Here is a 13,607-nt window from a genome sequence, read left to right on the forward strand (position 1 = left end):
GGCGGGACTCAGATCCAGCCCCGGCGGGCGGCCTGCACGCCCGCCTGGAAGCGGTTCGCCGCGCCCAGGCGGGCGAGCAGCGCGGAGCTCCGACGGCGCAGGGTGCGCTCGGACAGCCCGAGCTCGCGGGCGATCGTCTCGTCCTTGGCCCCCGAGGCGAGCAACCCGAGCAGGGCCCGGTCCTCCCTGCTCAGACCGCGGCCGGGAACTTCGGCGCCGTCGAGCGAGTCCGCCCGGGGAATCTCGAACGACTCGGCCCACACCGCCTCGAAGGCCCGGCAGACGAGATCGACGATCGGGGGTCCTCGACGACGAGGGCCGTGGGGCGGCGCAGGTCGAGGGTCGTGCTCACGAGCGCGATGCGGCGGTCGGCGACGGCGAGCTTGGTGGGCAGACGGTGGGCGATGCGGGCCTGCTCGCCCAGCGTGGCGGCGTGGCGGAGATCGGCCCAGGCTCCGGGCCGCTCGAGGGACTCGGCGGCGTAGACGACGCGCCACGTGACCCCGCGGGCGAGCACGAGCGGCTCCACCGGGTTCTCGGCGGCGAGGAGGTAGGGCGGGCGGTCGAACTGGAGGAACTCCTCGGTGACCTCGTGCTCGAGCCGGGTGTACCAGGTGCCGATGAGGGCCGGGTCGTCGAGCACGTGGACGCGCCCACCCGTCGCGCCGCTGCGCGCGCTGTCCTCGAAGAGGTCAGCGAGGTCCGGGATGGTCGACCGCACCCGGTCGAGCCGTGCGGCAGTGCGGTCGGTGAGCGCGCGAAGCGCGACACGGGGGTCGACAGCCGCGTACCGGTCCTCCTCCGAGACGCGGTTCACCAGGCCGGCGGCCCGCAGCTCGTCGAGCACCGCCGAGGCGTCCACCCCGCCGAGCGGCACGTCGCCCGCGACCTCGGCGGCTCCCACCGTGCCGCGCGCGAGCACGTACCGGTAGACGAGGCGGGCGTCCTCGCCGAGGCCGACGACGTCGAAGCTGGTCTCCTCGGAGCGGGGCACGCTGGCGACCGTACCGGCCGGGAGGGCGCCGCGGTGCCGCGGGCCGCGCGGCCCGGTCACCCGGGCGCCGGCGTCCGCGATCAGGACGGCCTGCTCGCGATGCCGTCGAGCCAGAGGACGTCGGACTCGTCGCGGTGCGTGCCCGTCGAGCCCACGTGGGCGGCGTCGATCTGCGGGCCCTTCGTGATGACGTGGACCATGGCCATGCCATGGCCGCGCCCGAGGCCGTAGTCGGTCTTCAGCCAGTCGAGGATGACGCCCGCCTTGACCGCCGGGTCGTCGAACCCCCGTTCCTGGGCGAGCTCGAGCAGCTGGCGCGGGGTGAGGCCCGTCGCGCGCTCCACCGCGTCGAGGTACGCCTGGAAGGACATGGTGGACCTCCTGAACCGGTCGATCGCGACGGCCCGCCCCGGTCGGCGCTCGCAGGGAGTGCGTCGTCCCGCGGCACGGTACCTGCCGGCCCCGCGCGTGTCAGTAGCCGTCGCGCGCACACTCCGCCCGCGCTCGGCCGACGCTGGTGTCCCGGGTGAGCCGTAGGCTCACGTGCTTGTGAGCAGGGCACGGGCATGAGCCGGATCGGGGAGCGGATCCTTCCGCAGCGGCTGGGGACGAGCTTCCGGTGGCTCATCGGCTCGTCCTGGGTGAGCAACATCGGCGACGGCATCGCCCTCGCCGCGGGTCCCCTGCTCGTCCAGTCCCAGACCGACTCCGCCTTCCTTGTCGCCCTCGCGGCGCTCGTCCAGCGCCTGCCGTGGCTCCTGCTCGGCCTGTGGGCGGGCGCCGTGGCCGACCGGGTCGACCGCCGCCTCCTCGTCATGGGGGCCAACCTTGCCCGGGCCGTCGTCGTCGTCGTCCTGTGCACGTTCATCGCCACGGGGCAGGCGAGCATCACGGTGGTGCTCGTCTCGCTGTTCTGCCTCGGGGTCGCGGAGGTCTTCGTCGACACGACGACGAGCACCCTGCTGCCGATGCTGGTCCAGCGCCGGGACCTCGGCACGGGCAACGCCCGGGTCCAGGCCGGGTTCCTCGTGGGCAACCAGCTCATCGGGCCGCCGGTGGGTGCCTTCCTCTTCGCCGCGGGCATGGTGCGGCCGTTCGCCGTCCAGGCGGTGGCCATCCTGCTCGCGGTGGGGTTGGTCTCGCGCATCGCGACGACGCCCGGACCGGTGCGCGCGAGCCGCACCCACGTGCGCCAGGACATCGCCGAGGGGGTGCGCTGGATCCTCGGGAACCCCCCGGTGCGCACCCTCGCCCTCGTCATCCTCGCCTTCAACGTCACGTGGGCCGCGCCGGGCGCGATCCTCGTGAAGTACGCGCTCGACCACCTCGAGATGGGCGAGGTGGGCTTCGGCCTGCTCACCACCGCTTCCGCGGTGGGCGGGATGATCTCGGTGGCGGTCTACGGGTGGCTCGAGCGGCACGTCAGCCTCGCCACGCTCATGCGCGTGTGCCTCAGCCTCGAGGTGCTCATGCACCTCGGCCTCGCGCTCACGACGACGGGCGGGGTCGCGATCGCCATCATGGGCGTGTTCGGCATGTACGCGTTCGTGTGGAGCACCGTCTCCAGCACGGTGCGCCAGCGCGCGGTGCCCACCGAGCTCCAGGGGCGGGTCTCGGCCGCCTACATGGTGTGCGTGTTCGGCGGGGTCGCCGTGGGTCAGCTCCTCGGCGGGCTCATCGCCGAGGCGTGGGGGCTCACCGCCCCGTTCTGGTTCGCCTTCGTCGGCGCGGGCATCACCCTCGCCCTCGTGTGGCGCCGCCTGTCGCACGTGGCGCACGCCGGTGAGATCGGGCCGGACGCCGCAGCGACCGGTCCGGACCCCGCCTGACGGCGCCTAGACCGCAGCGGGGCGGCAGACCTCGATCCAGTCGGCGGGCTCGAGCGGCGGGGCCTGCGCCTCGGCGCGCCGCCCGGCGAGCTCCTCGCAGAGCGTGATCGCGTCGACGAGCAGCTCCCGCAGCCGCGTCGCGGGGTCCGCCACGCACGCCGAGGCGATGCCGAGGGTCGCGCACTCGAGGACGGCGGCCCCGGGGTGCCGGCTGCCCGAGACGCCGGTGCGGGCGATGAAGGCCCGCGCCCACTGCTCGACGAGCGGCACCTGCTCGAACGCCTCCCGGCTGCGTGCCGTGAGCGTCCCCTCGGGACGGCCCTCGTAGACCGCGAGGAGCCGTTCACAGGTGAGGATCCCGACGGCGAGCGCGCGCTGGTGCGACTCGGCCGCCACCGGCAGCGCCCGCGACGCGGCGAGCAGCGTGAGCTCGTGGTCCCACCGCGGGTCGGTGCTGCGCAGCCCGATGACCGACGGGATGAGCGGCGCCAGCTGGGGCCGGTCGGTGTCGTCGGTGAGGTCGTTGACCAGGCGGGCCAGGTGGGCCAGCAGCGGGTGCGTGCACGGCGGGCTGTCGCTCCACCGCTCACCCGCCAGGAAGGAGGCGAGCTCCATGAAGCACGCCCCCTTGCGAGGGTTGCGGTGCTTGCCCCGCGCCAGCATGGGCAGCATCTCGAACTCGTCGGTCTGCGTCTTCACGACCTCACCCCACATCGGTGTGAACTCCCCGTAGGCACGAGTGTGAGCCGAGTCACGGGCATCCCGCAAGGGGAGGGGGACGCCTCGCCGCGCGCGGGCGACGGGTGTTCACTCGGAGGATGAGCGCACCGCACGACACGGCCCGGGCGACGCCCCGGACGGCCGACCTCCTCCGCACCGTCCCGACCGGGCTGCTCGTCGACGGGACCTGGCGCCCCGCCTCGGGCGGTGACACGTTCCCGGTGACCGACCCGGCCACCGGTGAGCTGCTCGCCGACGTCGCCGACGCGACCCCCGACGACGCCCTCGCCGCGCTGGACGCCGCGCACCGCGCGCAGCGGGACTGGGCGCGGGCCGCGCCGCGGGCCCGCTCCGAGATCCTCATGACGGCGTTCCGAGCCGTCGTCGAGCGGGCGGACGACTTCGCCACCCTCATGACGTTGGAGATGGGCAAGCCGTTCGCCGAGGCGAAGGGGGAGGTGACCTACGGCGCCGAGTTCCTGCGCTGGTTCGCCGAGGAGGCCGTGCGCGTCACGGGCCGGTACAACACCGCGACCGACGCGGGCTCGCGGATCCTCGTCCTCACCCGCCCGGTCGGCCCGACGCTGCTCGTCACCCCGTGGAACTTCCCGCTCGCCATGGCCACCCGCAAGATCGGGCCCGCGCTCGCGGCGGGGTGCACCGTCGTCCTCAAGCCCGCGCAGCTCACCCCGCTCACCGCGCTGCTCCTCGCGGAGGTCCTCCAGGACGCCGGTCTGCCGCCGGGCGTCCTCAACGTCCTCCCCACCTCGCGGGCGAGCGACGCGACGGGGCCGCTCCTCGCCGACCCGCGGCTGCGCAAGCTCTCCTTCACCGGGTCGACGCCGGTGGGCCGCACTCTGCTCGCGGCGGCGTCCGAGCACGTCCTGCGCACCTCGATGGAGCTCGGCGGGAACGCGCCGTTCCTCGTCTTCGCCGACGCCGACGTCCCGGCCGCCGTCGACGGCGCGATGTCCGCGAAGTTCCGCAACATCGGTGAGGCGTGCACGGCCGGGAACCGCTTCCTCGTCCACGCCGACGTCGCCGAGGAGTTCACCGAGTGCCTCGTCGAGCGCGTGCGCGCCCTGCGGATGGGCCCCGGCCTCGAGCCGGACGTCCAGGTCGGCCCCCTCATCGAGGCCAAGGCCGGGACAAGGTCGCCGGCCTCGTTGAGGACGCCGTCGCGCACGGCGCCCACCTGCTCGTCGGCGGCGAGGTGCCCGACGGCGGGGCTGGTTCTACCCCGCGACCGTCCTCACCGGTGCCGGCGAGGAGGCGCGGATCCACCGGGAGGAGATCTTCGGCCCGGTCGTCTCCATCACGACGTTCACCGACGAGGCCGAGGCCGTCGCGCGGGCCAACGACACCGAGTACGGCCTCGTCGCCTACGCCTACACCCGCGACCTCGACCGCGGCCTGCGCCTCGCGGAGGAGCTGGAGTTCGGGATGCTCGGCCTCAACTCCGGCGTCGTCTCCAACCCCGCCGCACCCTTCGGTGGCGTGAAGGAGTCCGGGGTCGGGCGCGAGGGCGGCCTCGAGGGGATCAAGGAGTACCTGGAGACCACCTACGTCGGCATCGCCGACCCGTACCGCGGGGCGTCCTAGCCCCTCAGCCGGTGCGGTCCTCCCCGATGGCCGCGCGAGCGGGCGACCCGTCCGCGCCGGGCGGTGACGTCGCGGGGGCGGCCTCCGCGGCCGTCGTCCCGGGTGCCGCGCTCGCCGTCGTCTCCTCCACCGGCGGCGCGGAGGCCCGGTAGGTCTGCGACAGCGCGCGGTAGACCGGCGTGCGGAAGGCGATGAGGGCGGCGGCCACCATGACGAGGCTGCTGATGACGAAGATCAAGGCGATGCCCCGGCTCTCGCCGTCGCCGAGGAACGGGCGCAGGCCTCGCGCCCGGCCTCGGTACGGGCGTACGGGATGACGACCAGCTCGGCGACGGGGGCGATGGCGAACGCCGTGATGGGGGCGGCCGCGGTCTCGAACGCCATGGCGAAGCCGAAGACCCGTCCCTGCCGCTCGAGCGGGACGACCCGCTGGATCACCGTCTGCTCGGCCGCCTCGACCGCCGGCACGAGGGCGAAGAAGAGGAAGAGACCGGACACGAGCAGGATCCCGGACTCGCGGACGGTGAAGCCGGCTCCGACGACGCCCATGCCGGCGACGACGAGCAGCATCGTGCGCATAGGGTCCGCGCCCAGGCCGAACCGTGCGATGAGCGCGCCGCCGATGATGAAGCCGGTCGACGCGAAGGCGAACACCAGGCCCCATCCCTCCACGCTGAAGATCTCGAGCCCGTAGGCGTCCATCAGCGCGATCTGCACCCCGGTGATGAGGTTGTTGAACGTCGAGAAGATGATGAGGGCGAAGAGCCCGGAGGCCGCGCGGATGACGCGGATGGAGCCCCGCAGGTCGATGGAGGCGAGGGCGTTCTCGGCGGGCGCGGCGACGGCGCGGTCCTCCGGGAACCGGATCGTCAGCAGGTGGAGGAACGTCGCGGCGGTGAGACCGAGGGCGATGAGGAGCGTCGCGCCCATCCCCAGGAGGCCGACGGACAGGCCGCTGAACACGCTCGTCACGATGAACCCGATGCCCTGGACCGTCCCGACGAGGCCGTTGGCCTTCGCCCGCCGGTCGTCCGGCACGAGCATCGTCACCGTGGTCGACAGGGCGATGTTCCGCATGTGCTCGATGACGGCACCGGCGAGGATGACGACGCCGAAGGTCCAGAACCACGGGGCGCCGAGGTCGGTGATCGTGGCCTCGGGCAGCAGGAGGAACATCGCCGTGGCGACCGAGAAGGCGAGGAACGTCAGCGTCGTCGACAGGCGCATGACGACGAGCTTGCGGTGGTGGTCGACGACCGTGCCGAAGAAGATGCTGCTGAACGACACGAACAGCATGTAGGCGCCGCCGACGAGGCCGGTAGCGAGCACGGAGCGGGTCTCCAGGTACGCCCAGAACGTGAGCGCCCACCACAGGTAGCTCGTCGTCACGTTCGCCACCGCGGTGTTGACGAGGACGTGTCCGAACGTGCGCATGGCGGTCGAGGGCGGTGGGGTGGGCGGGGCAATCCCGGCGCCTGGTGCGGTCACGGCGCGGTCCTCTCATGGGTGGCGAGCAGTACCCCCGTGTAGACCGGCCCCGGCCCGAGAACTCACCGGGGCCTTGCCGGACGGGGCGTCCGTGCGCCAGCGTGGTCGCGTGACGTCTCTGACGCCGACGGCGGGCACGTTGCGGGGGCGCGGGTCGCCGGGGCCGCGCCGATGACGGGCGCCCTGTCGCCCCGGCTGGCGCGCGTCGTGGACGCCCTGCCGCTCCGGCCGGGCCTGCGGGTGCTGGAGGTCGGGGGAGCGCCGGGCGCGGCGGCGCGCGAGGTCGCCCGCCGGCTCGGGCCCGACGGGCACGTCCTCGTCCTCGACCGCTCGGCCGCGGGGATTGCGCGCACCCGCGCGACCTGCGCGCGGGAGATCGAGGCCGGGGTGGTGTCGACGATGTGCGCACCGGTCGAGGCGTTCGCGCTCGTCCCGGGGACGGCGCTGTTCGACCTCGCCTTCGGGTGCCGGGTGGGCGCCCTCGACGGACGCCACCCCCACCTGTACCCACCGGCACTGGCAGCGATCGGGAGAGCCGTCATCCCCGGCGGCACGCTGTACATCGACACCGGGTCACCGCTGACCGCCGTCGCGCTCAGCTGACGGCCGGCGGGGTCCCGGCAGCGGATCTGCCCGTGTGTGATCCGCTGCCGGGACGTCTCAGGTGCCGCTCACCGCGCGGCGTCGCACCGCGAACGCGGTGAGCGCCCCGGCGAGGAGCAGGACCGCCGCCCACGGCGCGGCCGAGCCCCCGACGCCGGTGTCCGGCAGCGCGCCTCCGGGCCGCGTCGGGCTGTCCGTCGGGTCGGTCCCACCGGTCGGCCCGTCGCTCGGGTCGGCTCCGTCGCCCGGGTCACCGGTCGGGTCCACCCCACCGGTCGGCTCGTCCGTCGTGGGCGGGTCGGTCGGGTCGGTGGGCGGGTCCGTGGGGTCAGTCGGCGGGTCGGTGGGGTCAGTCGGCGGGTCGGTCGGGTCGGTGGGCGGGTCGGTGGGGTCAGTCGGCGGGTCGGTGGGGTCGGTCGGCGGGTCGGTCGGGTCGGTGGGCGGGTCGGTCGGGTCCTCGCCCGGCACCAGCGACACGTCCGTCACCTCACCGGCGACGATGGTGGCGACCACCGGCGCCGTGCCCGTGTCCTCCACGGTCTCCACCCGGTAGCGCCCGGGCGCGAGGTCGAGCACCCCGAACCAGCCCGAGCCGTCGGTACGGGCCGCGACCGGCTCCCCGGCCGTTCCCTCCACGGGGACGAGCACGACGTCGACCTGGTCGGCGACGTCGCCCGAGGCGAGCTCGACGCGGCCGGACACCGTGCCGGTCGTCGGCTGGGTCTTCCACGTCATCTCCGGCACGACGGCGTCCTCGGCGAAGACGTCCGCGCGCAGCGCGATGGCGAGGGCGTCGCGCTCGGCGTCCTTGACCGCGCCCGACGGCGAGGCGTTGGCCGTGAGCGAGGGGTTGGCGTAGGAGTACCCGCTCCAGCCGTCGAGCCCGAGCTCGACGATCTGCTGGGCCTGGGCCACGGAGTCCTCGACCTCGTTGAGGTAGAGGGCCGGGCCGGAGACCGCGTGCCGGTCGCCCCGGTACTCCACGAGCGCGGCGTTCCACTCGGCGAACATCTGCGCCTGGTCGGGCATCCAGTTCCGCTTGTAGTTCATCGCCGTGATGGTGTCGATGATCCCCTCGTCGAACCATCCCCTCCAGTCCTGCAGAACCTCTGCGTAGGGGCGGGTGCCCTCCCAGCCCTCCTCGTAGCTCGGCGGGCCGAAGGAGTAGGTGATCCCGTTGATGCTCAGGCGGTCCTGCGGGTCCACCTCGTACATCGAGACGTAGATCTTGCGGACGAGGTTCGAGACCTGGTCGCGGCGCCAGTCACTGAACTCGGGGTCGTCGGGCGCGGGACGGTCGGTGCGGCCCGTCGCGGCGGCGAACCGGGAGAGCGAGAGTTCGGAGTAGCCCCAGTCGTTCTGGGTCTGCGTAGCGTTGAAGTCGGGGTAGCGGATGTAGTCGAGGTTGACGCCGTCGACGTCGTAGTTCTCGGTGATCGAGGCGATCCCGTCGACCATGTAGTCGACCGCGTCGGGGTGAGCGGGGTCGATGTAGGTGTTGTTCCCCGCCCGGTCGTCACCGTTGACCTTGACGTTGAGCCAGCTGTCCGCCCCCTCGGCGTCGGGGCCGTGCTGGTTGTACGCGTGCTCGGGGTCCGTCGGCGCCGTCGCGGAGTTCCACAGCGTCGTCGCGTTGACCCAGGCGTGGACCTCGATCCCGGCGGCGTGCGCCTGGTCGATGACCTCCTCCAGCGGGTCGTACGGGGCGGCGTCGATGCCCGCCTGCGTGCGCGGGAAGGCCGAGTCGTTGCAGAAGCAGTCGAACCGGCGGCCCACCTGGACGACGAGCGCGTTGGCGCCGATGTTCTGCGCCTCGCTGACGAGCTCGCTCACCTGGGCGGGGGAGTAGATGCCCTCGTTGAAGGCGTCCACCCAGTAGGCACGGAACTGCTCGACGGGCGCGGTGTCGACGGGCGTGAGGCCGTTCTCGGCCACCCGGTACCAGCCGTCGGCGGTGATGGTGGCGGCGTCGGAGGTGAGCCAGTCGTCGAAGAGCCGCTCCGCGCCGGCGGTGACCGTGATGCGGTCGAGGTAGACGCCGCGCCCGGCGGTGTTGGCGTCCGTGACGTAGCGCAGGCGGACGGTCACCTCGCCCGAGAGGTCGCCGAGGGCGAAGTCGGCGTCCCACCAGCGCCACTCGCCGTCGCCCGCGACGGTGCCGTCGCTCTCGCGGACCACCGTGCCCGCCGTGAGGGTGCCGTCCAGCGGCACCCAGGTCTCGCCGTCGTCGTCGGAGGCCTCGACGTGGAGGAGGTCCGTGGGCTCGGTGTGGTACCAGAGGTCGAGCTCGAGGTCGGCGCCGTCCGGGGCGGTGACGTCGAAGGTGAGGGTGTTCGTCAGCTCGTCCCCGATGCCGGAGTACCACGCCTCGTCGCGGCCGAAGCCGGTCACCGGGGTGGCGAGGCCGGCGGCGCGGGCGACGGCGCGGCGGGCCGGGTTGATGCTGCCCCAGGCGCGGCTCGGGTGGACCCGGTTGGTCATGAGGACGGCGATGGTCTCGGTCCGCGGGTCGATGACGAGCGAGGTGCCCGTGTAGCCGGTGTGCCCGGCGCTGTCCGCGCTGGTGAGGACGTCGTGGTAGAACCCACGCCTCGAGCTCCGGCCCGAGCCCGCGGTGGTCGGCGCCGAGCTGGCCGGTGTAGTCCTGCATCATCTCCTCGACGGTCGCCGCCTCGAGGATGCGGGCGCCGTCGTACACCCCGCCGTTGAGGAGCATCTGGCCGAAGACGGCGACGTCGTCGGCGGTGGAGAACACCCCGGCGTGCCCGGCGACGCCGTCGAGCGCCCAGGCGTTCTCGTCGTGGACCTCGCCGTGGACCAGGCCCCGGTCGGGCGTCGCCTGGTACTCGGTCGCGGCGATCCGCCCGAGCAGCTCGGCGGGCGGGTTGTACATGGTGTCCGTCATGCCCAGGGGGCCGGTGATGTGCTCGGCGACGTAGGCGTCGAGGGTGAGCCCGGAGACCTCCTCGACGATCTTGCCGAGGGTGATGAGGCCGAGGTCGCTGTAGACGTAGCGGGTGCCCGGCGGGGTGGCGAGCGCGACGTCGTAGACCCGCTGCAGGCTCGCCTCGGCGTCGGGGGCGCTGTAGAGGTTGACCCACGCCGGCAGGCCGGCGGTGTGGGTGAGGAGCTGGGTGAGCGTCACCTCCTCCTTGCCGTTGGCCCCGAACGCGGGCAGGTAGGAGGCCGCCGTGTCGTCGAGGGCGATCTCGCCGTCCTCGACGAGCTGCATGACCGAGACGGCGGTGAAGAGCTTGGACAGCGACGCGATGTCGAAGATCGTGTCGGGGGCCATGGGCACCCACTCCTCCGCCGGGAGCTCGGTCGTCGCGTCCGCCCAGCGCAGGGCGTGGCCCGTGCTCGTGCGGTCGACGACGACGCCCTGGGCGGCGACGAGGGAGACGGCGCCCGGGTAGAGCGGGTTCGGCTCCGTGTCGAGGCCGGCCTCCAGGGCGGGCTCGATGGCGTCGAGGAACTCCTGGGTGAGGCCCACCTCGGCGGCGGTGCCGTCGCGCAGCGTCCGCTGCGGGGCGTCGCTACGGTCCCAGCCGAGCGAGACATCGCCGACGGCGGTGGGGGCCGCGGTGTCGGCCGACGCGGGCAGGATCGCCGCGGTCACCGTGACCGCGAGGATGCTGCCGAGGGCTAGCGCTCGTCTCATGTCGTTCCTCCCGTGGGGCCGGCTGCACCGCCGACCGGACAGGGGCACTGTGCCGACCGCCTCACGCGGCGGTCAAGAGTTTTCTGTTAGCCATTGGTCTCTGAAACTCGGTTACGGCCGGTCGCGAGCGGCGCCGCGTCAGCCGCCGATGATCACCGTGGGCATCCCGGGGCCGGGCGCGATGGGCGTGCCGTGCAGGGTCAGGTCCCCGAGCCGGGCGGCGGGGAAGCTTCCGATGAGGACGGTGAGGCTGCCCATGGCGATGCCGTTCGGCGCGGGGGAGACGCACACGATGCCGCCCGGGATCTTGTTGGCCACCGCCGCGGGCGCGCCCCCGATGAGGACCGTCGGCACGGTCGCCGCCGGGGTGATCGGCCCGCCCACGTGGGGCTTCGGGCCGTCGAAGAGCGGGCACAGGGTGGTGTCACCGGCGCGCAGGGCCGGCCCCATGGGCATCAGGCGCTCACGACTCCGGCTGCGGTGGCCGCGCCAGCGTGCCGCCGTAGTAGACGGCGGTGTCGCAGGTGGTCGGCGGCGGGTTCTGGGCGGGCGGGACGCCGACCTCGTCGCAGCGCACGGTCATCGTCAGCTCGGCGCCGGACCCCGCGACGATCGGGGACTGGAAGTGGTAGTCCACGTCGCGGAAGTTCTCCAGCGCGAGGTCGAAGAGCGTCTGCCCGTCGAGCTCGACCTGGACCCGCCCGAAGTCGCCCTGCGGGTTGCTCACGACGAAGTCGTTGAGCCGCACCGTCGCCCCCTCCTCGACGGTGAAGGTCCGCGTGGTCGTCGTCGCCGGCGGCGTCTGCGCCTGCAGGCGGTCGGAGAGCGGCACGGCGATCTCCTGGAGCACCGGTGCCCCGACGAGCTCGTTGGCCTCGACGGCGGCCTCCCCGGCCTGGGACGCGGCGCCCTGGGCGCTCTGGGCGGCCACCACCGCCTCCTCCGCCTCAGCCGCCGCCTCGTCCGCCTGCGCCGCCGCCTCGTCCGCGCGCTCGTTCGCCTGGGCGACGGGTTCCTCCACGGCCTCCTGCGCGGTGGAGACGATGGTGGGGCGCAGGACGAGGAACCACAGCGCCGCCAGGAGGAGCAGCAGGGCGAGAGCGGCGAGCAGCGCCTTGGGCAGCCAGCGGGGGACCAGGGCCTCCTGGAGGTGGGTGCCGTCGAGGGTGACCGAGGAGGTCTCCTCCGTGCGGGCGGTGACGGTGAAGGGGTGCGTGATCGACGGGCCGCGCCACAGCGACGAGACCGGCTTGACCCGCACGTCCGCGAAGGCCGCCTGACCCGGCTCGACCGTCACCCGCTCGGGCCGGGGGCTCACCGTGAGCAGGTGCCCGTCGTCGGCCCCGTAGAGGTCGACCGTGATGGCGACGTTGCCGCGGTTGTCGACGGCGAGCTGGTGGCGGGCGCCGCGCCGCCCCCGGGACGCGCGGGGGATGAGCTCCGCCGTCGTGTCGAGGAAGGGCAGGACCTCGACGACCCCCTCGGGGACGACGGCCTGCTCGGGGTGCTCGGTGGGGACGATCCGCACCCCGAAGCTCAGCTCGCCGGCCGGGGCCGACGCGTTGCGCGGCGGGTGGAACGCCACCGTCGCCGTGGTCTCGGCGCCGGGGTAGAGACCGGTGATCTCCGCCGGCTCGATCGTCGCCCAGGCGCTGGGCACGCCGAGGACCTCCAGCCGGTAGCCCTCGACGATGTCGGAGTCGTTGCGGATCTGCAGGGGGATGGTCTCGACCGAGCCGGCCGCCATCTGCACGGTGGGGGTCTCGAGCTTCGCCGTCGTGCTCATGCCGGGACCGTATGCCGCACCGGTCGGCTGCCGGGGGCACGGCGGGGCCGCTCTGTGGGGCACGTCCGGTGCCCGTTGAGCCACCGTTGACTGCACGAAGAGTGCACCCGAGCAGACTCTCCGCACCGAGGGGGGCCGCCGGTCGCAGGCAACGGACGCCGCCACCGGCGCCGGCGACAGGCGCCGCACCACCCCGGCGAGAGGGGCGTGTCATGGAACGGGTGTCGGTATGGGTCAGTGCGCGCGACCCGATCTCGGAAGCCGGGGTGGTCAGCCAGCTGCGACCACGTCCGGAGATCCGGGTGGTGAGCTCCGACGAGATCGACGCCGCGCTCGTCGCCGTCGTGGTGGCCGATGCCGTCGATGACGAGACCCTGCGGATGCTCCACGTCGTGCAGCGGCGCGGGTTCACGCGCACGGTGCTCGTGGTGGGCCACCTCGGTGACGACGAGCTCATCGCCGCCGTCGAGGCGGGTGTCGTCGGGATCGTGCGGCGCGGAGAGGCGACGCCGGAGCGCCTCGTCCAGGTCATCGGCGGCGCCGCCGCGGGCGACGGCGCCGTCCCCCCGGACCTCCTCGGGCGCCTGCTGGACCAGGTGGGCCGGCTCCAGCGCCAGGTCCTCGGTCCGCGGGGCCTCACCTTCACCGGCCTCGCCGCGCGGGAGATCCAGGTCCTGCGGCTCATCGCCGAGGGGTACGACACCGGCGAGGTCGCCCGCCAGCTGGCCTACTCCGAGCGCACGGTGAAGAACGTCCTGCACGACGTCACCAGCCGCCTGCAGCTGCGCAACCGCTCCCACGCCGTGGCGTACGCGCTGCGGGAGGGCCTGATCTGAGCGCGCTGCCCCATCGTGCGCGCCCGGCTGCCCGAAGTGCTGTCCCCGCCTGGGTGACGGTGCACCGCCGGGCGCGGTCACCGTGGGT

12 protein-coding genes and 2 pseudogenes are annotated in these 13,607 nt (G+C 73.7%); 4 read left to right on the forward strand and 10 right to left on the reverse strand.

The window, feature by feature from the left end:
• Positions 1-8: 8 nt before the first annotated feature.
• From EBO36_RS15645 to EBO36_RS04620, 3 genes are all read right to left on the reverse strand, one after another.
• Positions 9-164 (reverse strand): LuxR C-terminal-related transcriptional regulator, encoded by a 156-nt coding sequence (locus EBO36_RS15645; RefSeq protein WP_244925358.1) that lies wholly within the window; start codon positions 162-164, stop codon positions 9-11.
• A 26-nt stretch (positions 165-190) separates the two neighbouring features.
• The gene (locus EBO36_RS15650) at positions 191-994 is read right to left on the reverse strand and encodes a TrmB family transcriptional regulator (protein ID WP_164471345.1); all 804 of its coding nucleotides are present in this window, start codon (positions 992-994) and stop codon (positions 191-193) included.
• Between the two features lie 80 nt (positions 995-1,074).
• Positions 1,075-1,365 (reverse strand): DUF4287 domain-containing protein, encoded by a 291-nt coding sequence (locus EBO36_RS04620; protein WP_122823577.1) that lies wholly within the window; start codon positions 1,363-1,365, stop codon positions 1,075-1,077.
• 195 nt (positions 1,366-1,560) lie between these two features.
• On the opposite strand from EBO36_RS04620, the gene EBO36_RS04625 reads away from it, so the two are divergent.
• Positions 1,561-2,823: an MFS transporter gene (locus EBO36_RS04625; protein ID WP_122823578.1), complete on the forward strand. Its 1,263-nt coding sequence runs from the start codon at positions 1,561-1,563 to the stop codon at positions 2,821-2,823.
• A gap of 6 nt (positions 2,824-2,829) precedes the next feature.
• Here EBO36_RS04625 and EBO36_RS04630 read toward each other — a convergent pair whose 3' ends face one another.
• Positions 2,830-3,522, reverse strand: a complete 693-nt coding sequence (locus EBO36_RS04630; RefSeq protein ID WP_127573084.1) for a hypothetical protein — start codon at positions 3,520-3,522, stop codon at positions 2,830-2,832.
• Positions 3,523-3,641: 119 nt separating this feature from the next.
• On the opposite strand from EBO36_RS04630, the pseudogene EBO36_RS04635 reads away from it, so the two are divergent.
• Positions 3,642-5,145, forward strand: a pseudogene (locus EBO36_RS04635) (NAD-dependent succinate-semialdehyde dehydrogenase).
• A gap of 4 nt (positions 5,146-5,149) precedes the next feature.
• Here EBO36_RS04635 and EBO36_RS16020 read toward each other — a convergent pair.
• The gene (locus EBO36_RS16020; protein ID WP_483400916.1) at positions 5,150-5,383 is read right to left on the reverse strand and encodes a hypothetical protein; all 234 of its coding nucleotides are present in this window, start codon (positions 5,381-5,383) and stop codon (positions 5,150-5,152) included.
• The gene (locus EBO36_RS04640) at positions 5,380-6,579 is read right to left on the reverse strand and encodes an MFS transporter (protein WP_483400917.1); all 1,200 of its coding nucleotides are present in this window, start codon (positions 6,577-6,579) and stop codon (positions 5,380-5,382) included. Before EBO36_RS04640 ends, EBO36_RS16020 begins: the two co-directional genes overlap by 4 nt.
• Before the next feature lie 225 nt (positions 6,580-6,804).
• Here EBO36_RS04640 and EBO36_RS04645 point away from each other — a divergent pair, with 225 nt between their 5' ends.
• Positions 6,805-7,236, forward strand: coding sequence for an SAM-dependent methyltransferase (locus tag EBO36_RS04645; protein WP_122823580.1), 432 nt, complete (start codon positions 6,805-6,807; stop codon positions 7,234-7,236).
• A gap of 57 nt (positions 7,237-7,293) precedes the next feature.
• Here EBO36_RS04645 and EBO36_RS15435 read toward each other — a convergent pair whose 3' ends face one another.
• The 4 genes and pseudogenes from EBO36_RS15435 to EBO36_RS04665 form a co-directional block, all read right to left on the reverse strand.
• Positions 7,294-9,717: a family 10 glycosylhydrolase gene (locus tag EBO36_RS15435; protein ID WP_222928773.1), complete on the reverse strand. Its 2,424-nt coding sequence runs from the start codon at positions 9,715-9,717 to the stop codon at positions 7,294-7,296.
• A 169-nt stretch (positions 9,718-9,886) separates the two neighbouring features.
• Positions 9,887-10,897, reverse strand: a pseudogene (locus EBO36_RS15440) (serine hydrolase domain-containing protein); the annotation flags it as partial.
• 138 nt (positions 10,898-11,035) lie between these two features.
• A complete protein-coding gene (locus tag EBO36_RS04660; RefSeq protein ID WP_187695844.1) occupies positions 11,036-11,353 on the reverse strand; it encodes a PAAR domain-containing protein in 318 nt (105 codons plus the stop codon).
• Between the two features lie 7 nt (positions 11,354-11,360).
• Positions 11,361-12,683 carry a COG1470 family protein gene (locus tag EBO36_RS04665; protein ID WP_122823582.1) on the reverse strand — a complete coding sequence of 441 codons (1,323 nt, stop codon included), beginning with the start codon at positions 12,681-12,683 and terminating at the stop codon, positions 11,361-11,363.
• A 212-nt stretch (positions 12,684-12,895) separates the two neighbouring features.
• Between EBO36_RS04665 and EBO36_RS04670 the strand changes: the two genes are divergently transcribed.
• On the forward strand, positions 12,896-13,519 hold the full coding sequence (locus EBO36_RS04670; RefSeq protein WP_122823583.1) for a helix-turn-helix transcriptional regulator: 624 nt from the start codon (positions 12,896-12,898) through the stop codon (positions 13,517-13,519).
• Positions 13,520-13,607 lie beyond the last annotated feature (88 nt).

Origin of the sequence: Georgenia faecalis (assembly GCF_003710105.1) — a bacterium.
Classification (GTDB): domain Bacteria; phylum Actinomycetota; class Actinomycetes; order Actinomycetales; family Actinomycetaceae; genus Georgenia_A; species Georgenia_A faecalis.